This window comes from Bradyrhizobium vignae (genome assembly GCF_004114425.1).
GTDB lineage: Bacteria > Pseudomonadota > Alphaproteobacteria > Rhizobiales > Xanthobacteraceae > Bradyrhizobium > Bradyrhizobium vignae.
The window spans coordinates 13,963-40,657 of sequence record NZ_RDQF01000004.1 but is presented as its reverse complement, the minus strand read 5'-3'; the positions used below and the strand labels follow the sequence as shown (position 1 = coordinate 40,657).

Sequence of the window (26,695 nt, the reverse complement as noted above, 5' to 3'; positions counted from 1 at the left end):
CCGGGGGCGGTCCGCAGGACCGAACGATGGAGCGCAATTGCGCTCCTGAGAGAATCTCGAGATTCCGGGTTCTCGCTTCGCGATCCCCGGAATGACGGCAATCAGCAAAGCCCCCCCTCCTGATTCGCGGGTCACGCGAAACTACCCCGGACGACTGCCGCCCGGCGTGGTTAACCTTTCGTTAGAGAATTGCGCTGCATCTTCCGCACACGAGGGAGAACTGCAATGTTTTCAAGCCGCGACACCTTTGAAGGCGATTTCTGCCCGGTCCGCGACGAGCTCCTTGGCGAGATGTATCGCGCCAGCGAGAGCGGCCTGCCGAGGCTGGTTGAGAGTGTTTCCCCTGATGTTCGCGCCAGGCTGGCGCTGTTCTGCTACCGCCGCAGCCATCTGCACTCGCTGGCGGTCGCGATCGCAGCAAGCTGCAGCGAGCGCGACCTGATCGAGAACGGCGGCCGCGTCGGCTCGACGCTCTACACGCTGTCGCGCGAAGGCACGGCGAAATCCTCATCGTCGCTGTCGGGCGGGCGCAAGCCGATCACGCTGTCGACCAAACCGCTCTCGGTGCTCGCACCGCTCGATGACGAGCTCGACGACGAGATCAGCGAAGCCGTTCCGGCCTAAACGGCCTCTATCATCGGCAACCCGAACTTCCGCCGCGCCATCGCGCATTCGGCATCGCCCGGCATGCAGGTGCGGCACACGTCCGGCCGCACTTCATAGATGCCGCAGGCCGTCGCTTTTCCGATTTCCCCCTGCAAGGCCGCGCAGCGATCACCCTCGCAGCGCATGCCGGATTGGCGCGCGTTGACCAGCGCGTCGGGAATCGCGGCAAGCTCCTCGTCGCTCTCGATCGAGAAGCGCGGCCAGTTCTCCGAATAGCTGCAGCAGGCGCCGCAACCCTGGCAACAGCTCGACGGGTCGATCTCTTCCATCGTCCTCACGTATCCTTTGGCGGACCCCAGACCAGGCTCTGCCGCCATCTTGCGCGCAGCACGTCGCGCCGCTCCGGATATTTCTCGTCGAGATAGGTCGCCTCGACCACGCGATCGGTGCGGAAGCTGCGGAAGTCGCCGCGCAGCTCGCACCAGGCTGCCAGCAGCCGCACCGCTTCGAGATAGCCGACCGAAATCGGCCAGATCACGCGCTCGCTGGGGCGGCCTTGCTCGTCGCGATAGCGCAGCATGATCTTCTTGCCTTCGTGGATATGAGTGCGGGTGCGCGCCATGTCCAGGCGGTCCGGCTCCCTGTTCCAGCTCGGCCGCGCCCGGCTCGCCGGCTCCAGCACGAAGGGCCGCAGGCGCTCAGGCACGGTGTCGGCGATCTTGGCCATCAAGTCTTCGGCCGCGCGCGCCAGAGCGGAGTCGGCGTGGCCTGCGACCCATTGCGCACCCAGCACCGCCGCCTCGATCTCGTCGGGTGTCAGCATGAGCGGCGGGAGGTCAAAACCCTTTTCCAGGATGTAACCCATCCCGGCCTCGCCGCGGATCGGCACGCGCTGGCCGATCAGGGTTGCGATGTCGCGATAGATGGTGCGCTTCGAGGTCTCGAGCTCGGCTGCGATCGCGTCCGCCGTCAGCGGCTTACGCGTGCGCCTCAGCACCTGGATGATTTGAAACAGCCGGTCGGCGCGTCTCATGACAGGTCTCTTATCGCTGCTTTTTCTCGGTGGTCTTTCTCAGAAGGCGGCGTGCGGCTGCTGACAGAATGTTGGCAGCAGGTGAGTTCTATACCGGGGCAACACATCGACTGAAGAGGATTTGTCCATGATCATTTCAACCCATTCCGGCCCGGCCGGCCCGTTGTGGCGGAGCCAGCCTTTCCAGGTGCAGGCGTGGCAGGCTTGGGCATTCAGCCGCCTCGTTTCGCTCGATTTCACCATTGTCGACCTCCGCCTTGCGCTCGCGACCGCCGTGACGCGTTCGCTGGTTCATGCCGCGGATGCGCTGGTCCGCCATTTCATGGGGCTCGCCTGGCGAGGGGCCCGCTTTGCAGAAGATATCACGGCTGCTGCCACCATGGTGGCAGCAGCAGACCGCTAGGTTCCTTCTCGTTCGACAGGTTCAGGAGAGCTCGCATGATCACGCTTTACGGCTTTGGCGCTGGCTTCGGCCTGCCGGAAATCAGCCCCTTCGTCACCAAGACGGAGGTGCAGCTCAAGATGGCGGGGCTGCCATACCGGAAGGAGCGGGCAATGCCGCCGGCTTCGCCCAAGGGGCAGCTGCCTTTCATCGACGACGGCGGCGAGGCGGTGGCCGATTCCACCTTCATCCGCGCCCACATCGAGCGCCGCTACGGCTTCGATTTCGATGCCGGCCTCTCGTTGCAGGAGCGTGCGCAGGCTTGGGCGTTCGAGCGCATGATCGAGCATCACGTCTACTGGGCGCTGGTCGGCGCCCGCTGGGTGGATCCGGTCAACTTCGCCAAGGGCCCTGCGCATTTCTTCGACGGTGCGCCGGAGCACAGCCGCGAAAAACTCCGCGAGGACGCACAGTTCCGCGTCGCCGAGAACTATCTGCTCTCCGGCCTCGGCCGCCATGCGCCCGATGACGACGTCGATCTCGCCGTGCGCTCGCTGTTCGCGCTGTCGGTGCAGCTCGGCGACAAGGCGTATCTGATGGGCAACAAGCCCTGCGGCGTCGACGCCACCGCCTTCGGCGCACTCGCCGGGATCTTGACGCCATTCTTCGAATCTGGACTGCGGCAGCGGGCCGAGGGATTTCCAAACCTCACGGCGTATGTCGACCGCATGATGGACGATTACTATCCGGAGTTCGCCTGGACCCCGCTGCGGCAGGCGGCTTAGCGCTTGCAAGTCGGTTATTCGTGAAGCGCTGAACTCCCCACATCGTCATGGCCGGGACAAGCCCGGGCATGACGACCCAGGTGGCAATTTGATCCCGAAGAAAAACAAAAGAGCCGGCCCAATGGGCCGGCTCTCGTCGTCTCAAACTGTCGCTCTGCCTACTTCACCAGCGAGTACTTGCCGTTCTTCACCGTCAGCAGGATGCGCGAGCGCTCGTCGAGGCCGTAGCGGTCCTTTTCGGTGAAGTTGTAGACGCCTTGACTCGCTGCAAGCTCCTTCTCGGAAAGCAGTGCCTGGCGAATCGCTTCGCGGAATTCCGGCGTTCCGGGTTTTGCGGTTTTCAGCGCCGTGGGGATCACGCGCTTCAGGATCTCGAATGCATCGTAGGAATGGCCGGCGAACTGGCTGCGGCTGTTCGGACCGTACTTGGCTTCATAGGCCGAGTTGAGCGCGAGGCCCGGCTTCTTGGTGGCAGCTTCGTCCGGCTGATCTTCGGGGTCCATCACAGGGCCCGAGGCCATCAGCACGCCCTCGGCCGCTTTGCCGGCGATGCGGATGAAGTCCATGCTGGCCGCGCCATGGGTCTGGTAGATCAGGCCCTGATAGCCGCGCTCGCGCAGCTCGGTCTGCGGCAGCGCGGCGGCGGTGCCGGAGGCGCCGACCAGGATGGCGTCGGGATTGGCCGCGACGAGCTTTAGCACCTGTCCGGTCACCGAAGTGTCAGGACGGGCGAAGCGCTCCTCGTCGACGATGGTCATGCCCATCGGCACCGCCTGCGCCTTGAGGTCGTTGAACCAGAGGTCGCCGTAGGAGTCCGAATAGCCGATATAGCCGAGCGTCTTCACACCCTTGGCTTTCATGTGGTCGTACAGAACCTTGCCCACGATCGGAATCGGCTGCGGCATTGCCACCGACCACTTCATGCGCTCCGGCGTGATCGGGAAGGGTGCCAGACCAAAGTGCGGGATGCCGGCTTCGTTGGCGACGTTGGAGACCGCGATCGTCGGCGGCGTCAGCGCCGAGCCCATGATGATGTCGGCCTTGGATTCGGTCACGAAGCGCCGGGCGTTGGTGGTCGCGGTGGTGGGATCGCCGCCGTCGTCGAGCACGATCACCTTCAGCGGCACGCCGCCGATCTCCTTGGGCACGAATTCCAGCGCGTTGCGCTCGGGAATGCCAAGCGCCGCGCCCGGGCCGGTCGTGGTGGTGGTGATGCCGATCGTGATTTCGCTGGTCTGGGCCAGCGCAGGCAGTGCCGGCAGCGCCAGTGCGGCCGCGGTGATGGCAGCGGTCAAATAAAAGCGTTTCATCTATTCCTCCCTTGACGTCGTTCCTTGAAAGCAGAAATCGGGGGGCAATTCAGCCCCCTCTTTTGGTGATGCGGCGATTTAGCGTCCCGTGAATTTGGCGACCATCTCCGGCGGAAACGGTGCCGATTTCAGCTTGTCGGGGTTGGCAGGATCGCGGCCGACCAGGACGCGGGTCTCGAACCCCTCGATCGCCAGCGCCTCGTCCTTGTAGACGTCGTGCTTCACCTCGAAGCTCGAGCGCTTGATGCTCTCGATTCTGGTTTCGATGGTGATCCAGTCGCCATAGGTCGAGGGGATGTAGAACTTGGCCCGCGTGTCGACCATGGGAATGCCCACCAGGCCGTACTTGCGGACCAGGTCCTGCTTGGAGAAGCCGGCGACCTCGAACAGGGTCGAGGTCGAATCGTCGAACATCGCGAAATAGCGCGGGTAATAGACGATGTTGGCAGGGTCGCAATCACCCCACTGGATCTGGACCTCGCGCCGGTTCACGAACATGGCGGTGCCTTACGTCACGAATTTACTTCGGCGCCATGCGCAGCGAGCCGTCGAGGCGCACCACTTCGCCGTTCAGATAGGCATTCTCGACCATGTGCAGGGCGAGTGCGGCGAACTCGTCGGCATTGCCGAGCCGGCGCGGGAAGGGGATCGCGGCAGCGAGCGAGTCCTGGGCTTCCTGCGGCAGGTTGGCGAGCAGCGGCGTCAGGAACAGGCCGGGCGCAATCGTCAGCACGCGAATGCCGAACTGCGCGAGCTCGCGCGCGATCGGCAGCGTCATGCCGACGATGCCGCCCTTGGACGCCGAATAGGCGGACTGGCCGATCTGGCCGTCATAGGCCGCCACGGAGGCGGTGTTGATGATGACGCCGCGCTCGCCGCTCGCCTGCGGCTCCAGCTTGGACATCTCGGCCGCGGCGAGGCGCAGCATGTTGAAGGTGCCGATCAGATTGACCTTGATCACCTTGTCGAAGTCTGAAAGCGCCATCGGACCGTCACGGCCAACGACGCGTTTTGCCACGCCGATGCCAGCGCAGTTGACCAGCACGCGCGCCGGGCCGTGGGCCTTCGTCGCCTGCGCGATCGCGGCTTCAGCGGACGCGGCATCGGAGACGTCGCAGGTCACGGGCACGCCCTCGACCTCGGCCGCAACCGTTTCGGCAAGCTTGGTATTGAGATCGCACACCGCGACCTTGGCGCCCTGCGCTGCCAGCTTTCGCGCGGTGGCCGCGCCAAGCCCTGATGCGCCGCCGGTGACGATGGCTGCCTGATCCTTCAACAACATGGCGTTCTCCTTTGGCGATGATTTCTCAGGGGACCGATATCACACGGTCCGACGGATTGGCAGCGTAGAGCTCGTCGATCAATGCGGTGCGATGTTCCAGCACGGCGCGCTGGTTGATCGAGCCCTTGTCGGTGACCTCGCCCTTGTCGATCGACAGCGGCGTGTCCATCAGGATCGCGCGCGTGATCCGGGTCGAGGAGCCCGTGGCCTGGCTGAGGAAAATGGTCAGGCGCTCGCGGAAAGCCTCGCGAACCAGCCGGTCGCGCGTCGCGACGACCAGATCGTCGGCCGGCAGCGTCGGGTTGATCAGGCGGCAGCCGTCGAGATCGAGCACGACCAGCGCGCAGATCTCGTCGCGGTTGATGCCGGCGATGACGACGTCGCGCACCAAGGGCGCGCAGGCCGCAACGAAGCGCGCGCGCAAGGGGCCGACGCTGACCCAGGTGCCGCTCGCCAGCTTGAAATCCTCGCTGACGCGTCCGTCGAAGTCGAAGCCGGCGTTGAGATCATTCGGGTCGGCGGGCTTGAGCGCGTCGCCCATCTTGTAAAATCCTTCCTCGTCGAAGGATTTTGCGGTGATGTCGGGCTGGCGCCAGTACCCCGGCATCACGTTCGGCCCCTTGGCGCGCACCTCAAGCTTGCCGTTGTTGGGCACCAGCTTGGCCTCGTTGCCCGACACCGGGAGTCCGACATGACCGGAGCGGCTGGTGCGCGGATTGACCGACATGAAGAACGGTGCTGTCTCGGTGGCGCCAAGGCCGGTCAGCATCGGCACGCGATAGCCCTTCTCCTTCACCGCGAGCTCGTCGAGACTGTTCCAGACGAACGGCGACAACGCGGCGCCCGAGAAGAACATCGCGTGCAGCCGGTCGAAGAACTTTGCGCGCAGCCCCTGGTCCTTGCGCAAATAGGGCAGCAGCGATTCGTAGCCCTTGGGCACGTTGAAATAGACCGTCGGCGAAATCTCCTGGAGATTGCGCACGGTCTCCTCGATGCCGCCGGGCACCGGTTTGCCGGCGTCCAGATACATCGAGCCGCCATTGTAGAGCGTCAGCCCGATATTGTGGTTGCCGCCAAAGGTGTGATTCCACGGCAGCCAATCGATGATGACGGGCGGCTCGTCCTTGAGGAAGGCGAGCGTTTCGCGCAGCATCACCTGATTGGCGCAGATCATGCGCTGCGTGTTGATGACGGCCTTGGGATTGCCCGTCGAGCCCGAGGTCAGCAGGAATTTTGCGATCGTGTCGGGGCCGATCCTGCTATGGACGTCGTCGAGGTCGCCGCGGATCGGCGCGGCCATGAGGTCGGCAAGCAGGGTGACGTCGCGGCCCGGCACGCTGCCGTAGGACGCGGCGATCTCGGTGCCGAGCGAGACGTTGGCGGCAAGCGCATCGGCGAACTTGTCGGCGTCCGCGGCGAAGACGAGGCCCGGCGTCAGCAGCTTCATCAGGTAAGATAGCTTGCCGTAATCCTTCGACACCAGCGAATAGGCCGGCGACACCGGGCAGAACGGAACGCCTGCGTACAAAGCGCCGAAAGCCAGCAGCGCGTGGTCGATCGAATTGCCGGAGAGGATCACGACCGGCCGCTCCGCCGACAGGCCGCGCTGGATCAACGCGGAGGCAATGTGCCGGCTCGCGGTGAGCAGCTCGGCATAGGTGATCTTGCGCCAGCCGCGGCCGCCTTCACGCTCGGCCATGAAGACGCGGTCCGGCGTGGTCGTGGCCCAGTGATGCAGGCGATCGGTGATGCGGACCGGATAGTCGCCGAGCGGCTGCTTGGGCCTGAGATAGATCGTGCCGTCTTCACGCCGCTCGATGTTGACGACGGGATCGCCGAACGAGATCGGCCGCAGCGGGAAAGTGCTCGCGCCGCGCTCCATGCTGGAAGAGGACGGCTGCGCGCTCATGACTTCGGCTTCACCTTTGCGGTCTTGTGCTCGAGGAATTCGCGGATCCTGCGCTTTGCCTCTTTATCGCTCTGCGCGACGGTCGCCATCAGCGACTCCATCAACAGGCCGGTCTGCGGATTGGCCTCGGCGATCATCGGCAACGCCTGGAGCACGGCGAAATTCGTCAACGGCGCGTTGGACGCAACCTTGGTCGCGAGCTCCAGCGCCTTGCCGAGCCCGTGGCCGGCCTCGGTCAGGTATTGCGCGAAGCCGTAGGACGCGCCTTCGGTCGCGCTATAGACGCGGCCCGTCAGCATCATGTCCATCATCCTGGCGACGCCAATCAGCCGCGGCAGCCGCACCGAGCCGCCGCCACCGACGAAGATGCCGCGCTGTCCCTCCGGCAGCGCGAAATAGGTCGAGGGCTCGGCGACGCGGATATGCGCTGCGCAGGCAAGCTCCAGCCCGCCGCCGATCACCGCGCCCCTGAGCGCCGCGATGACGGGCACGCGGCTGTACTGGATGCGGTCGAACACCCTATGCCACATCTGGGAATGGAGCAGGCCGCCCGTGGCGTCATGCTCGGTCAATTCGGACAGGTCGAGACCGCTGGAGAAATGGTCGCCGATGCCGTGGATGACGACCGCGCCGATGTCCTCGGGCAGGTTCGCGAAACACTCGCCGATTTCCAGGATGATGCCGTCATTGAGCGCATTGCGCTTGGCGGGCCGGTTCAGACCCACGGTCAGAACCCGGTCTGCCCGCTCGATCCGGAGTAGCCCGGAGGCGCCCGCGTTCGCGGTCTCGGCGTTTCCCTGTGTCATTTGCGTCCTTGTCAGAATAGTTATGTTGTATAACGAATTTTGGAGGAGTCAATATGGGACAGGGTTCCCTGCCCAAGAGGGCGAGGACAGTGGCGACGGCCGCGCCGCGTCTGTGGTCGCAACACCCCGTCGCTAGCCCATCGCCACTCCGTCGCCCTTGGCGCCGTGCTCGCGCTGGTCGAGCCACAGCGTGCCGAGTGCAAACGCCAGCCAGCCGAAATCGTAGGCAAAGCCCATGATGAGGACGATCCCGCCGGGAAGCGGTCCGACGGCGGCACGATCGACGAACTCCGCCAGGTTCGCGGCCGGCGTCGGATGGATGGCGATCTTGCCGTAATAGGCGACCGCCTGGATGACGAGGATCCAAACATAGTTGCGACGCAGCCGCCGTCCTGCGGCGCGGACGAATGAGATGTGGTGACGGGGTGCGGTGTAGTCGCGCGCGAGAATGGCCTGCCAGGTATCGTCGTGTGCTTCGCCCGTGAACATCGGGGCGTAGAAATTCTTCTCCAGCCAGCGCGCGCGAGCCCGCCAAACGTTGAAATAGCGATAGCGCCGCGCCTCCATGGCGAGGAACACGGCGACCAGCAGGCCGACGAGCACCATCGGCAGTGGCGATGCTCCCGGGGTCGAAAAAGTCGTTGACAGCGCGATCCCCATCGTGACGATCGCCCAGTTGGTCGTGTTGTCGAGCCGCGTTCGCCAGATGGTCGAGCGATAGACCTCGCCGCGGTAGAGGTGGGCAATAGCGCCCATTTCGGCAGGATCGAAGCGGTGCTGCGGGCTCGAGCCGCTGGAAGCCATGAGGGACATGGTGGCACTCCCCTGGTCTGCGCAACCTTGCGCCGGACCATCCTGAAACCAGCCGAGCCCTGGGTCAAAGGCGGATTGCGATCCGACTTTCACGTCGCGTCGGGCGCACGTCTGCCTTCTCGCGGTGCGTTTCACTCGTTGTGCCGGACAGCGCTCCCTCGAAATGCTTGGAGGCGCAGGGTAGCTAGCCGCCGGCTGGTACCCGCGCCCCCTGTGCGCAGTTGAGGTATTGCCACTACCGGTTGCAGGAAATTGAATGCCTGCGGGCCAACTTCGTTGGCCGTCCAAGGGACGCACGGACTCCCTCACATCACCTGATGCACGTCGATCACCACGCGGTCCGCATGGCGCGCGGCGGAGGCCACGAAGATGTGCTGCATCAGCCAGCGATACATCTCGTGACCCGTCTCGAATTTCGGTACGGTGCGGAAGTAGATCAGCTTCGGATCGACCGGCTCGCCGTGCTTCAGCTTCTGCAACAACTCGACCGGTCCGAAGCGCATGCCCTTGTTCTCTACATAGACGATTGCGCCATCGTCAGTCTCGAAGGCGTATTTCGCCTCCAGATCGATCAGCTCGTTGGGACGGATTGTCTGGAAGTCCGCGCCGAACGGCATCACCTTCCCGATGACGGTGCCCGTCACCTCGCCGCCGATGATCGGGATGATGCGACGAACGCCGATGCCGGTCTCGCCGGCGGTGATGACGTCGCCGATGCGCGCTGTGATGGTGAATACGTATTTGGTCTCGAGAGTGGGGGTCATCGATCACTCCAACTGTCATGTCAGAAGGCGCCGGCGTCTTCGCCTCTCCCCGCAAGCGGGGCGAGGGGGCTCACCGCCGTTGTGGCGACTGTCCAGCCTCAAAACGTCAATGCGCCATCATGCGCGTCGGCAGCCAGGTCGCCAGCAGCGGGAAGGCGATCAGGATCACGAGGCGCACGAGATCCGTCGCCACGAACGGGATCACGCCCTTGAAGATGGTGGAGAACGAGACGTCCTTCACCACGCTTTTGATGACGAAGACGTTCATGCCGACCGGCGGATGGATCAGGCCGAGCTCGACCGTCATCACGATGATGACGCCGAACCAGATCGGGTCGAAGCCGAGATGCATGATCACGGGGAAGATGATCGGCACGGTGAGGATGATCATCGCCATGGCGTCCATCAGGCAGCCGAGCACGAGATACATCACCATGATCAGCGCCAGCACGCCGTAGGGTCCGAGGCCGAGCCCAGTGAGGAATTCAGTGACCTTCTGCGGCGTCTGGGTCACCGTGAGGAAATAGCCGAAGATCAGCGCGCCGATCAGCACGGTGAACACCGCGGCCGCAGTGCGCGTCGCCTGCAGCAGCGAGGCCAGCACCTTTTCGCGGTCGAGCCGGCCGGTCAGCACGCCGATGATGAAGGCGCCGGTGGCGCCGACGCCGCCGGCTTCCGTCGGCGTGAAGCGCGGCAGGAACGGCAGGCCATAGAGGCCGCCGATGACGAAGACGAACAGCAGCACCGGCGCCCAGATCTCCTTCAACCCGGCAAAGCGCTCGCGCCATGGCGTCACCTTCCCCTTGGGCAGGAAGTCGGGCCTGAAATAGCCGATCAGGAAAATCGTGATCATGTACATGGTCATCGCCAAGAGGCCCGGGATGATGCCGGCGATGAACAGCTTTCCGATGTCCTGCTCGGTGATGATGCCGTAGACCGCAAGCACGGTGGAGGGCGGCAGCATCGCGCCCAGCGTGCCGCCTGCCGCGATCACGCCGGTGGCAAACGATTGCGGATAGCCGAAGCGGCGCATCTCCGGGTAGGCGACGGCGGAGAAGGTCGCGGCGGTCGCAACGGATGAGCCGCAGATCGCGGCAAAGCCGCCGCAGGCGCCGACCGTGGCAATGCCGAGCCCGCCGCGCAGATGTCCGACGAAACCGTTGGCGGCGCGGAACAGCTCGCGGCTCATGCCGGAATGGGAGACGAACGAGCCCATCAGCAGGAACATCGGAATGACGCCGAAGGTGTAGTCGGTCACGGTCCGCATCGAGGTCTGGCCGACCAGTTTCAGCGCCGGCGTCGCGCCGACCAGATAGGAGAAGCCGGAGACGCCGACGAGGCCCATGGCCATGCCGACGGGCACGCGCAGCAGCATCAGGAGAAATAAGGAAACGAAGCCGATAGCGGCGACGGCATCGGTGCTCATGGTTACTCCGTCGCCTTGATCTTGGGGTCGTGCATCTCTTCGGGGTGGAAGATCAGCCGGTAGGTGCGGATCGCGATCAGCAGCACGGCGGAGACGTCGCCGATCCAGGCGACCGCGAAGAACGGCCAGGTCGGCATGTGCATGTCGAAGGTCTGGACATTGTCGTTGTAGGTGCCGCGCACCTTGTCGAACAGCGTCCAGGTCTGCACGGTGACGACGAACAGCAGCACCAGTGTCGCGAACACGTCGATCCAGCGCTGGTAGCGCGGACCGACATTGCCCCAGACGAGGTCGACCGTGATGTGGGTTCCGCGATAGGAGGTCGCCGCGATGCCCCAGAAAATGAGGATGCCGAGCAGCATGCGGCCGATGTCGAAGCTGTCGGGGATCGAATAGTTCAGCGTGTTGCGCAACAGCACCGACAGGAAGATGTCGAGCGCGACGAGGCCGACGAAGCCGGCCGCGATCCATTCGATCGAGTCGATCACGCGATCCATCCAGGCGCGCTTCATGGGGTGGTCCTATCGAGTGGCGTCATTTTGGGCTCAGGTCTCGCTGCGCATTTCGCCTCTCCCCGAATTCGCGCGCAGCGCGAATTCCGGGTGAGGGGGACTCTCCGCGAGTCTATCTGTCAGCAACTTTGCGGAAGCAGCCCCTCACCCCAACCTTCTCCCCGTAAGAACGGGGAGATGGGGAGAGAGAGCCTGCCATCGCCTCACTCCGCGAGCGCGTTGTACTTTTTCAGCGAAGCCTTCAGATCCGCCAGCGCCGCGTCGGGATCGGCGCCGGCCTTCTTGGCGCCCTCGCCCCAGGTCTTGACCAGCGGTTCGGCGGCCTTCTTCCAGGCGGCGGTCTGCTCAGCCGTCAGCTTGTAGACCTCGTGGCCGGATTCCGCCTTCACCTTGTCGATGCCGGCATCCTCGAACTTGCCCCAGTGCTCGCCGACCGCGCCCGCCATCTCGATCGAGCAGTTCTTGTCGATCGCGGCCTTCTGCTTGTCGGACATCGCATTGTACTTGTCCTTGTTGATCACGAACACGAAGGTCGTGGTGTAGAGCGGCGCCTCCATGTCGTACTTCGTCACCTTGTCGATGCCGAACAGCACGAGGGAACCCCAGGGGAAGGTGACGCCGTCGGCGACGCCGCGCTCGATGATGTCGCGGACCTCGGGCGCCGAGGATTGCACGTTGGTGCCGCCGAGCGAGGTCACGAAGTTCGCCATGGTAGCGTGGGCGGGGCGGATCTTCATGCCCTTCACGTCCTCGGGGTTGACGATCTTCTTGGTGCGGGAATGGAACGAGGAGGGCGAATGGACGAAGGCGAGGCAGTATTTGACGTCCTTCATCTCCTTCTCGGCATATTTGCGATACCAGGCGTCCAGTCCCATCGAGCCGCCCTTGGCGTCCGAGATCAGGAACGGCAATTCCCCGGCGCCGATGATCGGGAAGCGGCCGGGCTGGTAGCCGGGATTGACGTAGGTGACGTCGGCGATGCCGTCGCGCGCCATGTCGTAATGGTCGAACGCCTTACCGAGCTGCTGGGCCGGAAACACCTTGCCGGTAATGGTCCCGCCGGAATCCTTGTTCACCGCGGCCACCCAGTCTTCCAGCGATTTCTGCAGCGGGTGCGACGCCGGCACCCAGTGCGAGACCTTCAGGTCGAAGGTCTTGTCCTGCGCGAGCGCTGGGCTCACGCTTGCTGCCAGCAGCAACGCCAGACAGGCTTTTTTCATCACGCGTCTCTCCCTGTTTTCGACGGCGGGCTTCGATGGCCCGGTCTCGTTAATTAACATGTTATCTAATCGCCCGGCACGTTCAAGCCGGAACTGACGCGCGCCTTGCCGCGCCATCTACGTCAGCCATGTTGCATGGGTTTGTCGCTGCTCGGACGACGAACGCTCCCCTTTTGCCAGACCGTTATATGATATAATTATCGTCTGCGGGCCTTCGCCACAAGCAGGCCGCGACGAAGCCTACAGCATCGGGAGGAGCAAGTATTGCGGACAAAAGTCGCAATCATCGGGGCCGGGCCGGCCGGATTGTTGCTTGGGCAACTTCTGCACACATACGGCATAGACAACGTCATCCTGGAGCGGCAGAGCCCGGACTATGTGCTCGGCCGCATTCGCGCAGGTCTCCTGGAAGAAGGAACCGTCGCACTGCTCGATCAGGTCGGCGCTGGGGCGCGGGCCCATGCCGAAGGCCTGGTGCATGAAGGCATCGAGCTCGCCTTTTCCGGCAGCCGTCACCGCATCGACATGAAGGGCGCGACCGGCAAGACGGTGATGATCTACGGCCAGACCGAGGTCACGCGCGACCTGATGAATGCGCGGAAGGCTGCGGGTCTCGTCTCGGTCTATGAGGCCAAGGACGTGCAGCCGCATGATTTCGACGGCAGTCACCCGCGCGTGACCTACGTCAAGGACGGCGTCACCCATACGCTCGATTGCGATTTCATCGCCGGCTGCGATGGCTTCCACGGCGTCAGCCGCGCCAGCGTGCCGTCTTCGGCCATCGAAGAATTCGAGCGGGTCTATCCGTTCGGCTGGCTCGGCATCCTCTCGGACACGCCGCCGGTCAGCCATGAGCTGATCTACTCCAACCACGCCCGCGGCTTTGCGCTGTGCACCATGCGCTCGACCAAACGCAGCCGCTACTATGTGCAGTGCGCGCTCGACGATCATGTCGATCAATGGCCGGACGACCGCTTCTGGGACGAATTGAGACGCCGGCTCGATCAGGAGGCGGCCGATAGCCTGGTCACGGGACCCTCGATCGAGAAGAGCATCGCGCCCTTGCGCAGCTTCGTCGCCGAGCCGATGCGCTTCGGCAAAATGTTCCTGTGTGGCGATGCCGCCCACATCGTGCCGCCGACCGGCGCAAAGGGATTGAATCTCGCCGCCAGCGACGCGCATTATCTGTCGAGCGCCTTGCGCGAGTTCTACGACGAGAAATCCAGCGCCGGCATCGACGCCTATTCCACCAAGGCGCTGGCCCGCGTCTGGAAAGCCGTGCGCTTCTCGTGGTGGATGACCTCGATGCTGCACAAATTCCCCGACACCGGCACCATCGGCGCCCGCATCCAGCTCGCCGAGCTCGACTATGTCACGCAGTCCAAGGCCGCGATGACTTCGCTGTCGGAGAACTACGTGGGACTGCCGTTTTGAGACGGTGCCCGCCCCACAATAGGTGTCATGTCCCGGCTTGATCGGGGCATCCAGTACGCCGCGGCCTCTCGGTGTCGACGCGCCGCCTCTGGAATACTGGATCACCCGCTTTCGCGGGTGATGACAGTCTTGAGATTTTGCGACAGCGTCGCCCATTTCAAACACACGCGCAAATCCCGTTTAAAACTTTGTAGGCGGTGAAACCGTCATTCACATCGCGTTCAATGGCGGCAGCCAACGACACGCGAGACAGCCATGACCTCCACTGACATCCCCGCCGGCTTCGAGCCGCATTTCCGCAAGGCGCCGCTCACCGATCCCTAGGAGCCGCTCTATTCGAAGAAGACCGAGAAAGGCGTCACGGTGGGGCTGCGCCTGGCAATGCCGCACACCAACGCGCGCGGACTGATCCATGGTGGGCTGATCGCGGCGCTTGCAGACGCCGCCATGGGCTACAGCTGCGCCCACGCGACGAACTGGACGACGTCCTTCGTCACCATCTCGCTCTCGGTCGACTATGTCGGCGCGGCCGAGATCGGCCAGTGGCTCGCGGTCGAGGGCGACGCAATCAAGACCGGCAATACGATCTGCTTCGCGCAGTGCCTGATCAAGGCCGACGACGCCGTGATCGCGCGCGCCAGCGGCACGTTTCGCGTCGTGCCGAAGAAGGGGTAGCCGCGCTCTCGTGTCCCGACTCTGCGCCGCTGCGCGCTTGTCCGGGACACGCCTTACCCAAACCGCCACTCCGCCGTCTCCACCACGAGATCGATGAACGCGCGCACCTTGGCCGAGAGCAGGCGCGAGGTTGGATAGACGATGTGGATCGGCAGCGCCGGCTGTTCGTATTTCGCCAGCACGACCTTCAAGCGCCCGCGCTTCAGCCCCTCGGCCGCCTGATAGGCCAGCACCCGCGTCACGCCGCCGCCGGCCTCGGCATATTGCAGGGCGGCGTCGGCGCTGTTGCTGGTGAAGCGCGGCGACGGCGTCACCTCGATGTCGCGGCCGTCCTGCACGAAGTGCCAGCTGGCGGACGGGCCGAACTGGATGGTCTGATGTTCGCGCAGCGCCTCCGGCGTCTTCGGCTCGCCATGGCGCTTCAGATAGCTGGGCGCGGCCACCACGATCCGCCGCATCTCGCCGACCTGGCGCGCCACCAGCGAGGAATCGGCGAGATGGCCGATCCGCACCGCGGCATCGACGGCGTCTTCCACGAGATTGACCAGGTGATCGGAGAGCCTGAGCTCGGCGGCGACCTCAGGGTAGCGTTTGAGATAGGCGGTCATGACCGGCCCGACATGCAGCCGGCCGAAGCCGACCGGCGCCGACACAACCAATCGCCCAGTCGGCCGGTTGCGCTCCTGCCGCGCCGAGCCGTCGGCCTCCTCGACATCGGCGAGGATGCGCCGCGCGCGCTCCAGGTAGCGCGCGCCGACGTCGGTCAGCGTCACTTGGCGCGTGGTCCGCTGCAGCAGGCGGGCGCCGAGATGCTCCTCCAGCGCCGCGATCATCCGTGTCACCACCGACGGCGACAGGCGCAGCTTGCGTGCCGCCGGCGCAAAGCCGCGCAGATCGGCGACAGTGACGAAGACGTGCATGGCGTCGAGGCGGTCCATGGCATTATTGCATATGCCGCAATGATGAAGTGTCAAGCGGCTAGATTGTTCTAGTCGGCGGAAGCTCCATCTTGATCGACGAAGACGCAGAGATGCGCCGGAATTTTAGGAGAGGTTCCGATGACCACCGCAGCCCACACCTATGCCAGCGACGTCGCCTTCTCGCCGGCGGTGAAGGCGATCCAGGCCCGCAAGGGCTCGCGTGAGGCCTATGCGGATAGCGAGCAGCGTGGCTGGCGCACCGAGGTCGACGATAACCTCGCCGCGTTCCTGGCCGACGCCAACAGCTTCTACTTCGCCACCGCCTCAGCCGAGGGCCAGCCCTATATCCAGCACCGCGGCGGGCCCAAGGGCTTTCTCAAGGTGCTGGACAAGCAGACGCTGGCATTCGCCGACTATGCCGGCAACCGCCAGTTCATCACCCAGGGCAATCTCTCGGAGAATCCCAAGGCCTATATCTTCGTGATGGACTACGCCCATCGCCGCCGCGTGAAGATCTGGGGCGAGGCGCGCGTCGTCGAGGACGACGAAGCGTTGACCACGTCGCTGATGCCGAAGGGCTATCGCGCGCGGCCGGAGCAGGTCATCCTGTTCAAGATCGCCGCCTGGGACACCAACTGCCCGCAGCACATCCCGCAGAAGTTCGATGCCGCCGATGTCGCGGCGGCTTTGGCGGCAAGAGACCAGCGGATCGCGGAGCTTGAGGCGGAGGTCGCGGCGCTGAAGGGGGAGAAGGGGACGGGAGCGTCGTAACGCCGTGCTTACTTACCCTCCCCCTCCAGGGCCCCTCCAGGGGAGGGTAAGAGTCACAACACGCTCGTGCCCTCGTGCTGGAAGCCGAGATAGCTCGCCGCCACGCGCTCGTTCGCGGCGATGTCGCTGGCCTTGCCGCTGAGCACGAACTCGCCGAGCTCCATCACATAGGCCTGGTCCGCGATCTTCAGTGCGGCCTGGGCGTTCTGCTCGACCAGCAGCACGGAAACGCCGCTGGCGCGCAGCTCGGTGACGATGCGGAAGATGTCGGCGACGATGATCGGCGCGAGGCCGAGGCTCGGTTCATCCAGCATCAAGAGCTTCGGCTCGCCCATCAGCGCCCGGCCCATCGCGAGCATCTGCTGCTCGCCGCCGGACAAGGTGCCGGCGAGCTGCTTGCGGCGCTCCTTGAGCCGCGGAAACAGCGCATAGATCCGCTCGATCGAGGACCTCGCCCGGCTCCGCTCGATGCGGAAGGCGCCCAGCTCGAGATTGTCCTCGACATTCATGGTCACGAACAATTCGCGGTGCTCCGGGACGAGACCGAGGCCCATCGCGACGCGGTCCTCGATGTCGAGCCGGGCGAGATCCTGGCCGGCAAAGGTGACGCGGCCCTTCAGCGGCAGGATGCCCATGATGGCCGACAACAGCGTGGTCTTGCCGGCGCCATTGGCGCCGACGATGGTGACGATCTCGTTGGTGCCGACCTCGAGCGAGACCGAGCGCACGGCCTCGACCTTGCCATAGGCGACATGCGCATCGGTGACGGACAACAGCGCGCTCATGCCGCCACTCCGAGATAGGCCTTGATCACTTCGGGATTGGTCTTGATCGTGGCGGGCGTGCCCTCGGCGATCTTGGTGCCGAAATCGAGCACCACGATGCGGTCGGCGAGGTTCATCACAAAACCCATGTCGTGCTCGACCAGCAGCACGCTCATCCCGCCGTCACGCAAGTCACGAAGCAGCGTTGCGAGGCGCTGCTTCTCCATGTGGCGGAGGCCCGCGGCCGGCTCGTCGAGCAACAGCAGCATCGGATCGACACACAACGCGCGGGCGATCTCGACGATGCGCTGCTGGCCGAGCGAGAGGCTGCCGGCAAGCTGGTGCATCTGCTCGGCGAGGCCGACGCGCTCGATCTGGCGCGCGGCTTCCGCGAGCAGCTTGGCCTCATCAGCGCGGTCGAGCCGCAGCATCGAGGAGATCGGACCGGAATGGCCGCGCAGATGCGCGCCGATCGCGACGTTCTCCAGCACGGTCATGTCGGGGACCAGCTTGACGTGCTGGAAGGTCCTGCTGATGCCGAGCTTGACGATCTCCTGCGGCGGCGCGTTGTCAACCTTCCTGCCGAGCACCGAGATCGAGCCCGATGTCGCCGACAGCACGCCGGTGATCAGGTTGAACGTCGTGCTCTTGCCGGCGCCGTTCGGACCGATCAGCGCGACGATCTCGCGGGCCTGGACGTCGAAGGAGACGTTGTTGACCGCGACCACGCCGCCGAACTGTTTTCGCGCTTTCTCCACCTGAAGCAGGACGCCGGACTCGCCAACCGTGCGGGCGCGATGTTCCAGCTTCAGCGAGGTGTCAGGCTTCCTGCCACCCGTGCGCTCGGGCAGGAACGATATCAGCCAGGGCCACAGGCCGCCGGGCGCGAGCTGCAGCAGCGCCACCAGCATGATGCCGAACACGATGGTCTCGACCTGGCCGGAGCCGGGCAGGATCAGCGGCAGATAGCTTTGCAGCACCTCTTTCAGCACCACGACGATCGCCGCGCCGAGCACGCCGCCCCAGACATACCCGGCGCCGCCGACCACCGCGATGAAGAGATATTCGATGCCGGCCTGTGCGCCGAACGGCGTCGGGTTCACCGCGCGCTGAAGATGCGCGTAGAGCCACCCCGAAAGCCCCGCGAGCACCGCGGCATGGATGAACACCAGGAGCTTGGCCCGCGGCGTGTGCACGCCGAACGCCTCGGCCGCGACATGGCCGCGCCTGAGCGCGCGAATGGCGCGGCCGGTGCGGGAGTCCAGCAGGTTCATCGTCAGCAGCGCCGAGACGATCACCGCGACCCAGATCGCGTAGTAGATCGAGCCGGGCGAGAGCATCTTGAACGCACCGATCGACAGCGGCGGGATGGCCGAGATGCCGTCGTTTCTCCCTAAGAATTCCAGCTTGCTGAAGAGATAGAACAGGCCAAGCCCCCAGGCGAGCGTGCCGAGCGGCAGATAATGGCCGGAGAGGCGGACCGTGATCAACCCGAGCAGCACCGCCAGCGATCCGCTGACCACGAGCGACAGCGGCAGCGTCAGCCACGGCGACAGGCCGTAGGCCGTCGACAGCACCGCGGTGGTGTAGGCGCCGAAGCCGACGAAGGCGGCTTGCCCGAACGAGGTGAGGCCGCCGACGCCGGTCAGCAGCACGAGACCCATCGCGACCAGCGCCGCGAGACCGATATTGTCGAGCAGCACGATCCAGAACGGCGGCATGCCGGGGACGAACGGGATCGCCGCCATGAGAGCTGCAAAAACGAGAATGGGAAGCCGGCTCTGCATGCGCGTCAGTCCTTCTCTTCCTCGACTGCGGGAGCGGCGAGCGAGCGCAGCAGCAGCACGGGGATCAGCAGCATGAAGACGATCACCTCCTTGTAGTTGGAGGCATAGAAGGACGAGAACGCCTCGACGATGCCGACCACCAGCGCCGCGGCGGCGGTGAGGGGATAGCTGACCAGCCCGCCGATGATCGCGGCGACGAAACCCTTCAGGCCGATCAGGAAGCCCGAATCGTAGTAGAGCGTCGTGATCGGCACGATCATGATGCCTGACAGCGCGCCGATGACCGAGGCCAGCAGGAAGGCGATCTGCCCCGACAGCGTGGTGCGGATGCCCGCAAGCCGCGCGCCCAGCCGGTTCACCGCGGTCGCGCGCAGCGCCTTGCCGTAGAGCGTCAGGCCGAAGAACAGCCAGAGGGCGACGATGAAGGCGATGGTGATGGCGTAGACGGTGATGCTCTGGCCGGTGAAGCGCAGCGCGCCGGCAGTAAAGGCGCCGGACAGCACGGCAGGTCCGCGTTGGCCTTCGGCGCCGAAGAACAGCAGGCCGAGGCCCTGTAGCGCGAGATGCACGCCCACCGAGGCGATCAGCAGCACCAGCACGGAGGTGTGCGCCAGCGGCTGGAACGCGATGCGGTAGAGATAGAGTCCGATCATCGCCACGATCACCAGCGACAGCGCGATGCAGACCGGCACCGGCGGCTTCTGCGCGGCGAAGTAGAGGGTCAGCGCCAGCACGATGGAAGGCAGCACGATGTTGGTGATGAAGCTGCGAACCACCAGCCGCGCATGCAGCGCCCTGCGCGCCACGAACAGGTCGAAGGCGAAGGCGCCGATGCCGAGCGCGAGCGCGAGCTTGGCCGTGCCCGGCATTTGGCCCGCCGCCAGCGAGGCATAGGTCAGCGCGCCGTAGGTGACGAATTCGCCCTGGGGAATGAGGATGACGCGGGTGACGGCGAACACCAGCACCAGCGCCAGGCCGAGCAGCGCATAGATTGCGCCATTGGTGATGCCGTCCTGCACCAGGAACAGCATGATGGTGGTATTCAAGACCGGACGCTCCCCCTAATCCGGACCGGTCCTCTCGATTGCGGTGGACGGTCCGCTCACAGCCATTGAAAAACGCATGCGATATTTGATATGGTCCATAACAATTATCAAATATAACATCAAGAGTGGGAAGCGACCCCTCCCGAATTTAGCGGGATTACGAGCACGAGGCGATGACCGTTTCCAAAACCGCTGAAAAGACCTCCGAAAAGCCGGCTGACGCGGCCAAGGGCCGCAAGGATGCGGCCGAGCCGCAGAGCGAAGCTCTCCAGCTCGGCGAGCTATCCGAACAGCTTGGCTATGTCCTGAAGCGGGCGCAGCTCAAGGTATTCGAGAACTTTCTGCGCTGCATGGCCTCGCTGCAGCTGACGCCGGCGCAGTTCTCGGTGCTGCTGCTGGTCGAGAAGAACCCCGGCCGGAACCAGACCGAGATCGCCTCCACCCTCGGCATCCTCAGGCCGAATTTCGTGGCGATGCTCGACAATTTGGAGAGCCGCGACCTCTGCGCGCGGATCCGCTCCACCAACGACCGCCGCTCGCACATCCTGGTCCTGACCGACAAGGGCAAGGCCGTGCTGGCGCGCGCGAAAAAGCTCGTTGCCACCAAGCACGAGGCCCGGTTGAACGATCTGCTCGGCCAGGCCAACCGCGAGGCCCTGATCGCGATGCTCGCGAAGATCGCGAACGAGTTTTGAGCCCCGCGGCTACCGGCGGTGGATCCTCACTCTCTGCCGTCATCGCCCGCGAAGGCGGGCGATCCAGTACTCCGAGACGGTTGTGATTTGTCGATAAGCCGCGGCGTACTGGATTCCCCGCTTTCGCGCCTCAATCCACCAGGATCACGCGGATATCATTCACATTGGTCAGCGTCGGCCCCGGCTGCAGCAGATCCCCCGTGGCCTCGAAGAACGTCGTCGCGTCGTTGTTGTCGAGATAGGCCTGCGGCTGAAGCGCCAGCGCCTTCATCTTCGCAAACGTCGCTGCGTCGATCAGCGCGCCGGCGGGGTCGGTGGGGTGGCCGGCACCACCATCGGCGCCGTCGGTATCGCCGGCGAGCGCCGAAATGTCCGGCGTATCCTGGAGCAGCTCGGCGAGCGCCAGCGCGTATTCCTGGTTCGGTCCGCCGCGGCCATGGCCGCGCACGGTCACCGTGAGCTCGCCGCCGGAGAGGATCGCGACGCGCTTGCCCTGGGCGCGGGCTTGCAGCGCCAGCCTGGCATGATCGGCGGCGACCTCGCGGGCCTCGCCTTCGAGATCTGCGCCGAGATCGATGGTCTCGTAGCCGGACTGGCGCGCGAGCTTCACCGCGGCGTCCAGCGATTGCTTGGGCCGCGCGATCAGCTCGAAATGCGCGCGCGCAAACGCCGCGTCACCCGGCTTGCAGCTCTCGTTATTGGGATCGTCGAGCGCGCGGCGCACCGCATCGTCGATGTCGAGCCTGTACTTGGCCACGATCGCGAGCGCATCCGCCAGCGTCGTCGCGTCGGGCACGGTGGGGCCGGAGGCGATCGCGGAGGGCTCGTCGTGCGGCACGTCCGAGATCGCGAGCGTGACGATCTCGGCGGCATTCCTGCCGGCGCGCGCCAGCCGGCCGCCTTTGATGCGCGACAGGTGCTTGCGCACGACATTCATCTCGCCGATCGGCGCACCCGAGCGCAGCAGCGCCTTGTTGACCGCCTGCTTCTGCGCGAAGCTGATGCCTTCCACCGGCGCGATCCAGTTCGCCGAGCCGCCGCCGGTGAGCAGCACCAGCAAGAGATCGTCGGGCCCGGCCTCGCCGGCGAGCGCCAGCGTGTCGGCGGCGCCCTTCAGGCCGGCCTCGTCGGGCACGGGATGACCGGCCTCGACCACGCGGATGCGGCGCGTCGGCACGCCGTAGCCGTGGCGCGTGGTGGCGATGCCGACCAGCCGCTCCGGCGCGAGCTTGAGCGTATCGAGATAGTGCCGCTCCGCCGCCGCGGCCATCGCGCCGGCGCCCTTGCCGGCGGCAAGACAGATCACGCGTCCCTTGGGGGCAGGCCGCAAATGAGGGGCCAGCACCACGTCGGGATGGGCGGCGGCGACGGCGGCGTCGTAGAGCGCGCGGAGCAAAGGACGGCGGTCGGTCATGGACGATGGCCTTGAGCAGACTGAGGTGGCGGCGACAAGGTCGCCGGCCATCTGCCTACCGCATCGTGCGGCAAAGCGTAAGCGGCCTTTACCATTATTCGATTGTGCAATCGCGTGATCATAATCCACGCGCAAGCAAAGCCCCCTGCGATCGTCTCGCGGGGGGCTCGTCGTGTGTTTCGCGCTAGCCGCCGGCTTCCGCGTCGATCACGTCGCCGAACAGTTCCCATCGCTCGCCCTTGAAGCGTTGCAGCTGCAGTGAGCTGATCGGGGCGAAGTCGGTCGCCGACGTGTTGATCTTGATGCCGGGTAGCAGCACCTCGGTGCGGAAGTCCTTCAGGCTCGCGGCTTGTTTCATCACATTCGCGCGCGTGAGATCGTCACCGCAGTTCTTCAGCACCTGGACCAGCGTCTGCGCGACGCCGTAGCCGACGATCGTGCCGTTGTCCGTCTTGTCGCCTTCGGGGAAGTACTTCGTCATGAAATCGAGAAATGCCTTCATCCCGGCGTCGTTGGCCCATTGCGCATCGGTGGTGTCTTTCAGATAGGCCGCCGAGATGATGCCTTGCGCGTTCTCGAAGCCGGCGGGCTTGATCACGCTGCCGACCGAGGCGGAGACGTTGTTGAGGAAGTGGATCGGCTTCCATCCGATCTCGGCGTTCTTCTTGATCGCCTGCGCCGCGAATTTCGGCGTGGTGATGTTGACGAAGATATCGGCGCCGGTGGCCTTCAGCTTGACGATGTGGTTGTCGATCGTCGGTTCGGACGTCTCGTAGCTTTCCTCGGCCACGATCATGCTGGCGGCCTTGGCGCCGAGGCCATCCTTCAGGCCCTTGAGATAGTCCTTGCCGTAATCGTCGTTCTGGAACAGGACGGCGATCTTCGCGTTCGGCATCTCCTTCAGGATGTACTTCGCATAGATCTGCGTCTCGCTCTGGTAGTTGGGCTGCCAGCCCATGGTCCAGGGGAAATCTTTCGGATCGTTCCACTTGGTGGCGCCGGTGGCGACGAACAGCTGCGGCACCTTCTTCGAGTTCATGTATTTCTGGATCGCCGAGTTCGACGGTGTGCCGAGCGAGTTGAAGATCAGCAGCACTTCGTCGCTCTCGACCAGCTTGCGGGCCTGCTCCACCGTCTTCGGCGGCGAGTACGCATCGTCATAGCTGATGAAGTTGATCTTGCGGGCGTTGATGCCGCCCTCGTCGTTGACCTTCTTGAAATAGGCGGCTTCGGTGCGTCCGATGATGCCATAGGCGGAGGCCGGTCCGCTGTAGGGCATGATGTTGCCGATCTTGATCTCGGTGTCGGTCGCGCCGGTATCGTATTTCTTCTGGGCTGATGCAGTTGAGGCCGAGGCCGCGATGAGCGCGAGCGCCAATGATGCGGCCGCAAGCTTGCCGGTGACAGCAGGCATTCCAATCTCCCTGTTTTTCTTGGTGTGTGCGTCCCTTTTCTTGTCTCGGGTTTTTTGGTGGCGCGACCGCAATTCAATACGATTTGCCCGAAAGCTTCAAGGAAAAGCCCCTGCGACTTGGCCGCAGGGGCTGCGTCTTTAGTCGTTATTCGCGCCTGTCGATCCCCTAGCCTCCGACGTCGCTGCTGAGAACGTCGCCGAACCGCTCCCAGGCTTCCCCCTTGAAGCGGATGAGCTGCAACTGGGAGATCGGAGCAAAGTCGGTGGGGCTGGTGTTAACCTTGACGCCCGGCAGCAGGCCGAGCGGTTCGAAATCCTTCAGGCTGGCCGCCTGCTTCATCACGTTCTCACGCGTCAGATCGTCGCCGCAGGCCTTCAGCACCTGCACGAGACCCTGGGACACGATGAAGCCGTACATCACCGAGGCGTCGGCCCGGTTGGCCTCGGGATAGTATTTGTCCAGGAACTCATTCCAGGCCTTCATCGCGGGATCGTTCTTCCACTGCGGATCGGTGGGATCCTTGAAATATTGCGAGGAGATGATGTCCTGCGCGTTCTCGAAGCCTGCCGGCTTGATCACACTGCCGATCGACGCCGACACGTTGTTGAGGAAATGGAGCGGCTTCCAGCCGATCTCCGCATTCTTCTTGATCGCCTGCGCCGCGAATTTCGGCGTCGTGATGTTGAAGAACACGTCCGCGCCGGACGACTTCAGCCTGACGATGTGCGAGTCGATGGTCGGCTCGGAGACTTCATAGCTGTCCTCGATGATGATCATCGAGGCCTTGGTCCCAAGTCCGTCCTTGAAGCCTTTCAGATAGTCCTTGCCGTAATCGTCGTTCTGGTAGAGCACGCCGATCTTGGCGTCGGGATGGTTCTTCAGGATGTACTTTGCGTAAATCTGCGATTCGCTCTGGTAGTTGGGCTGCCAGCCCATGGTCCAGGGGAAATCTTTCGGATCGTTCCACTTGGTCGCGCCGGTGGCGACGAAGAGCTGCGGCACCTTCTTGGAGTTCATGTATTTCTGGATCGCCGAGTTGGGCGGCGTGCCGAGCGAGTTGAAGATCAGCAGAACCTCGTCGCTCTCGACGAGCTTGCGGGCCTGCTCCACCGTCTTCGGCGGCGAGTAGGCATCGTCATAGCTGATGAAGTTGATCTTGCGACCGTTGATGCCGCCTTCAGCGTTGATCTTGCGGAAATAGGCTTCTTCCGTCTTGCCGATCACGCCGTAAGCGGAGGCCGGTCCGCTATAGGGCATGATGTTGCCGATCTTGATTGCGGTGTCCGATGCGCCGGTATCGTATTTCTTCTGCGCTGACGCTACGGTGGACAGAGCGGCAGACAGCGCGAGGGCAGCCGCAAGGGCCCCCAAACGCACATGCATTGCAGGCATCTCGATCTCCCTGGGTCTGTTGAATGTGTCGCTTGTTCTTGATTGGGAGCGCTCGTCTCGTGCCGCTCCGGCTCACATTGAATACCCTTCTCCCGCACCCAGCAAGAAAAACGCCCCCGGCGAAACCATCGTCGAGAGCGTGATTTGATCGATGCGGTGCGGAATATTTCCATGCGGCAGTACTGCCGCGCCCGCGATCGCGCGAACCTGGAGTTGCGTCACTCCGATCTAATTAACTCCAAATTGCGGCTGCTCGCGACGGCTCTATTGTCCGAGCTCGCTCGAGATGATGTCGCCGAACAGCTCCCATTTCCGGCCCTTGAACCGCATCATCTGGAGCTGTTCGATCGGGGCGAAATTGTCCGGCGCGGTATTGATCTTGATGCCGGGCAGCAGCGTGTCGGGTGCGAAGTCCTTCAGGCTGGCGGCCTGCTTCATGACGTTCTCGCGGGTGAGATCGTTGCCGCACATCTGCAGCACCTTCACCATGGTCTGCGCGGCGGCATAGCCGAACGCGACGCCGGCATCGAGCTTGTTGGCCTTGGGGTCGTATTGGGCGAGGAAGTTGTAGAATTTCTTCATGCCGTCATCGGCATCCCACTGCGGATCGGAGCCGTCCTTGGTGTAGCTCGCCGACAGGATGCCTTGCGAGATCTCGAACCCCGCCGGTTCGATCACGCCGCCGACCGAGGTCGAGACGTTGGAGATGATCTGGACCGGATGCCAGTTGATCTCCGCGGCCTTCTTGATTCCTTGCGCCGTGAATTTCGGTGTGGTGATGCTGATGAAGACGTCGGCACCGGAGGCTTTCAACTTGACGACGTGCTCGTCGACCGCCGGCTCCGAGGTGTTGTAGGCCTCTTCCAGCACGATCATCGAAGCCTTGGCGCCGAGGCCGTCTTTGAGTCCCTTCAGATAGTCCTTGCCGAAATCGTCGTTCTGGTAGAGCACGCCGATCTTCGCCTGCGGCCTCTCCTTCATGATGTACTTGGCGTAGATGCGCGCTTCGCTCTGGTAGGAGGGCTGCCAGCCCATGGTCCATGGATATTGCTTGGGCTCGTTCCATTTCGACGCACCGCTCGCTACGAACAATTGCGGCACCTTCTTCTCGTTCATGTATTTGCGGATGGCGCTGTTGGTGGAGGTTCCGAGCGAGCCGAAGATCAAGAGCACCCCGTCGCTCTCGACCAGCTTGCGCGCCTGCTCGACCGTTTTCGGCGGCGAATAGGCGTCGTCATAGGAGATGAATTTGATCTTGCGGCCGTTGATGCCGCCCTCGGCATTGATCTTGTTGAAATAGGCTTCTTCGGCCTTGCCGATAGCGGCATAGGCGGAGGCCGGACCGCTATAGGGCATGATATTACCGATCTTGATCTCGGTATCCGAAGCTCCGCTGTCATATTTTTTCTGCGCCAGCACTTCGCTGCTCATTGCAGTGCACAACGCAAATGCGACCCAGAGCGTCGCAACCTGAAAACGAACGGCAGTCATTGTTCTCCTACCCCGAGCTGGATCGGCGCCGCATTGAACAAGA

Annotated in this window: 26 protein-coding genes and 1 pseudogene; 7 read left to right on the top strand and 20 right to left on the bottom strand. The window is 64.1% G+C overall.

From position 1 onward, the window contains the following. The first annotated feature begins 225 nt into the window (after positions 1 to 225). Complete coding sequence (locus EAV90_RS39280; RefSeq protein ID WP_162500465.1) at positions 226 to 624, top strand: hypothetical protein; 399 nt, start codon at positions 226 to 228, stop codon at positions 622 to 624. Here EAV90_RS39280 and EAV90_RS04445 read toward each other — a convergent pair. Then, entirely contained in the window at positions 621 to 935 is a 315-nt protein-coding gene (locus tag EAV90_RS04445) for a YkgJ family cysteine cluster protein (protein ID WP_164936773.1), read from the bottom strand. The genes EAV90_RS39280 and EAV90_RS04445 overlap by 4 nt on opposite strands. Positions 936 to 940: 5 nt before the next feature. After that, complete coding sequence (locus EAV90_RS04440) at positions 941 to 1,639, bottom strand: helix-turn-helix transcriptional regulator (protein WP_122405816.1); 699 nt, start codon at positions 1,637 to 1,639, stop codon at positions 941 to 943. A gap of 127 nt (positions 1,640 to 1,766) precedes the next feature. Between EAV90_RS04440 and EAV90_RS04435 the strand changes: the two genes are divergently transcribed. Both EAV90_RS04435 and EAV90_RS04430 read left to right on the top strand, forming a co-directional pair. Next, entirely contained in the window at positions 1,767 to 2,042 is a 276-nt protein-coding gene (locus tag EAV90_RS04435) for a hypothetical protein (RefSeq protein WP_129142694.1), read from the top strand. Positions 2,043 to 2,077: 35 nt separating this feature from the next. Continuing rightward, positions 2,078 to 2,806 (top strand): glutathione S-transferase family protein, encoded by a 729-nt coding sequence (locus EAV90_RS04430; protein ID WP_129142693.1) that lies wholly within the window; start codon positions 2,078 to 2,080, stop codon positions 2,804 to 2,806. Between the two features lie 158 nt (positions 2,807 to 2,964). Here EAV90_RS04430 and EAV90_RS04425 read toward each other — a convergent pair whose 3' ends face one another. The 10 genes from EAV90_RS04425 to EAV90_RS04380 form a co-directional block, all read right to left on the bottom strand. Next, positions 2,965 to 4,116: an ABC transporter substrate-binding protein gene (locus tag EAV90_RS04425; protein ID WP_122405813.1), complete on the bottom strand. Its 1,152-nt coding sequence runs from the start codon at positions 4,114 to 4,116 to the stop codon at positions 2,965 to 2,967. 78 nt (positions 4,117 to 4,194) lie between these two features. After that, on the bottom strand, positions 4,195 to 4,614 hold the full coding sequence (locus EAV90_RS04420; protein WP_129142692.1) for an acyl-CoA thioesterase: 420 nt from the start codon (positions 4,612 to 4,614) through the stop codon (positions 4,195 to 4,197). A 22-nt stretch (positions 4,615 to 4,636) separates the two neighbouring features. After that, complete coding sequence (locus EAV90_RS04415; protein ID WP_129142691.1) at positions 4,637 to 5,398, bottom strand: SDR family NAD(P)-dependent oxidoreductase; 762 nt, start codon at positions 5,396 to 5,398, stop codon at positions 4,637 to 4,639. 25 nt (positions 5,399 to 5,423) lie between these two features. Next, positions 5,424 to 7,307, bottom strand: coding sequence for a feruloyl-CoA synthase (locus tag EAV90_RS04410; RefSeq protein ID WP_129142690.1), 1,884 nt, complete (start codon positions 7,305 to 7,307; stop codon positions 5,424 to 5,426). Further along, entirely contained in the window at positions 7,304 to 8,113 is an 810-nt protein-coding gene (locus EAV90_RS04405; protein ID WP_122405809.1) for a crotonase/enoyl-CoA hydratase family protein, read from the bottom strand. Before EAV90_RS04405 ends, EAV90_RS04410 begins: the two co-directional genes overlap by 4 nt. Positions 8,114 to 8,245: 132 nt before the next feature. After that, positions 8,246 to 8,926, bottom strand: coding sequence for a DUF2270 domain-containing protein (locus tag EAV90_RS04400; protein WP_122405808.1), 681 nt, complete (start codon positions 8,924 to 8,926; stop codon positions 8,246 to 8,248). Positions 8,927 to 9,231: 305 nt separating this feature from the next. Then, positions 9,232 to 9,690 carry a DUF3237 domain-containing protein gene (locus EAV90_RS04395; RefSeq protein ID WP_129142689.1) on the bottom strand — a complete coding sequence of 153 codons (459 nt, stop codon included), beginning with the start codon at positions 9,688 to 9,690 and terminating at the stop codon, positions 9,232 to 9,234. Positions 9,691 to 9,796: 106 nt separating this feature from the next. Continuing rightward, complete coding sequence (locus EAV90_RS04390) at positions 9,797 to 11,116, bottom strand: TRAP transporter large permease (RefSeq protein WP_129142688.1); 1,320 nt, start codon at positions 11,114 to 11,116, stop codon at positions 9,797 to 9,799. A 2-nt stretch (positions 11,117 to 11,118) separates the two neighbouring features. Continuing rightward, the gene (locus EAV90_RS04385) at positions 11,119 to 11,628 is read right to left on the bottom strand and encodes a TRAP transporter small permease (protein WP_122405805.1); all 510 of its coding nucleotides are present in this window, start codon (positions 11,626 to 11,628) and stop codon (positions 11,119 to 11,121) included. 203 nt (positions 11,629 to 11,831) lie between these two features. Further along, positions 11,832 to 12,848: a TRAP transporter substrate-binding protein gene (locus tag EAV90_RS04380; protein ID WP_129142687.1), complete on the bottom strand. Its 1,017-nt coding sequence runs from the start codon at positions 12,846 to 12,848 to the stop codon at positions 11,832 to 11,834. 264 nt (positions 12,849 to 13,112) lie between these two features. On the opposite strand from EAV90_RS04380, the gene pobA reads away from it, so the two are divergent. After that, positions 13,113 to 14,282, top strand: coding sequence for a 4-hydroxybenzoate 3-monooxygenase (gene pobA, locus EAV90_RS04375; RefSeq protein ID WP_129142686.1), 1,170 nt, complete (start codon positions 13,113 to 13,115; stop codon positions 14,280 to 14,282). Between the two features lie 255 nt (positions 14,283 to 14,537). Then, positions 14,538 to 14,957: pseudogene (locus EAV90_RS04365) on the top strand (PaaI family thioesterase). Positions 14,958 to 15,010: 53 nt separating this feature from the next. Here EAV90_RS04365 and EAV90_RS04360 read toward each other — a convergent pair. Beyond that, positions 15,011 to 15,895: a LysR family transcriptional regulator gene (locus tag EAV90_RS04360; RefSeq protein WP_129142685.1), complete on the bottom strand. Its 885-nt coding sequence runs from the start codon at positions 15,893 to 15,895 to the stop codon at positions 15,011 to 15,013. A gap of 120 nt (positions 15,896 to 16,015) precedes the next feature. Between EAV90_RS04360 and EAV90_RS04355 the strand changes: the two genes are divergently transcribed. Next, a complete protein-coding gene (locus EAV90_RS04355; RefSeq protein WP_129142684.1) occupies positions 16,016 to 16,648 on the top strand; it encodes a pyridoxamine 5'-phosphate oxidase family protein in 633 nt (210 codons plus the stop codon). 53 nt (positions 16,649 to 16,701) lie between these two features. Here the strand turns inward: EAV90_RS04355 and EAV90_RS04350 are convergent, their stop codons facing one another. The 3 genes from EAV90_RS04350 to EAV90_RS04340 are packed head-to-tail and all read right to left on the bottom strand — an operon-like array spanning position 16,702 to position 20,245. Continuing rightward, positions 16,702 to 17,433: an ABC transporter ATP-binding protein gene (locus tag EAV90_RS04350; RefSeq protein WP_129142683.1), complete on the bottom strand. Its 732-nt coding sequence runs from the start codon at positions 17,431 to 17,433 to the stop codon at positions 16,702 to 16,704. Next, entirely contained in the window at positions 17,430 to 19,199 is a 1,770-nt protein-coding gene (locus EAV90_RS04345; RefSeq protein ID WP_122405798.1) for a branched-chain amino acid ABC transporter ATP-binding protein/permease, read from the bottom strand. The genes EAV90_RS04350 and EAV90_RS04345 overlap by 4 nt, the downstream gene beginning before the upstream one ends. Before the next feature lie 5 nt (positions 19,200 to 19,204). Then, positions 19,205 to 20,245 carry a branched-chain amino acid ABC transporter permease gene (locus EAV90_RS04340; RefSeq protein ID WP_162500463.1) on the bottom strand — a complete coding sequence of 347 codons (1,041 nt, stop codon included), beginning with the start codon at positions 20,243 to 20,245 and terminating at the stop codon, positions 19,205 to 19,207. A 173-nt stretch (positions 20,246 to 20,418) separates the two neighbouring features. Between EAV90_RS04340 and EAV90_RS04335 the strand changes: the two genes are divergently transcribed. After that, entirely contained in the window at positions 20,419 to 20,940 is a 522-nt protein-coding gene (locus EAV90_RS04335; protein ID WP_122405797.1) for a MarR family winged helix-turn-helix transcriptional regulator, read from the top strand. A 130-nt stretch (positions 20,941 to 21,070) separates the two neighbouring features. On the opposite strand, the gene EAV90_RS04330 is transcribed toward EAV90_RS04335, so the two are convergent. The 4 genes from EAV90_RS04330 to EAV90_RS04315 all read right to left on the bottom strand — a co-directional run bounded on the left by EAV90_RS04330 (position 21,071) and on the right by EAV90_RS04315 (position 26,652). After that, the gene (locus EAV90_RS04330; protein ID WP_129142682.1) at positions 21,071 to 22,354 is read right to left on the bottom strand and encodes a glycerate kinase type-2 family protein; all 1,284 of its coding nucleotides are present in this window, start codon (positions 22,352 to 22,354) and stop codon (positions 21,071 to 21,073) included. Between the two features lie 184 nt (positions 22,355 to 22,538). Continuing rightward, a complete protein-coding gene (locus tag EAV90_RS04325) occupies positions 22,539 to 23,768 on the bottom strand; it encodes an ABC transporter substrate-binding protein (protein ID WP_129142681.1) in 1,230 nt (409 codons plus the stop codon). Positions 23,769 to 23,934: 166 nt separating this feature from the next. After that, the gene (locus EAV90_RS04320; protein WP_129142680.1) at positions 23,935 to 25,161 is read right to left on the bottom strand and encodes an ABC transporter substrate-binding protein; all 1,227 of its coding nucleotides are present in this window, start codon (positions 25,159 to 25,161) and stop codon (positions 23,935 to 23,937) included. A 264-nt stretch (positions 25,162 to 25,425) separates the two neighbouring features. Next, entirely contained in the window at positions 25,426 to 26,652 is a 1,227-nt protein-coding gene (locus EAV90_RS04315; RefSeq protein WP_129142679.1) for an ABC transporter substrate-binding protein, read from the bottom strand. Positions 26,653 to 26,695 lie beyond the last annotated feature (43 nt).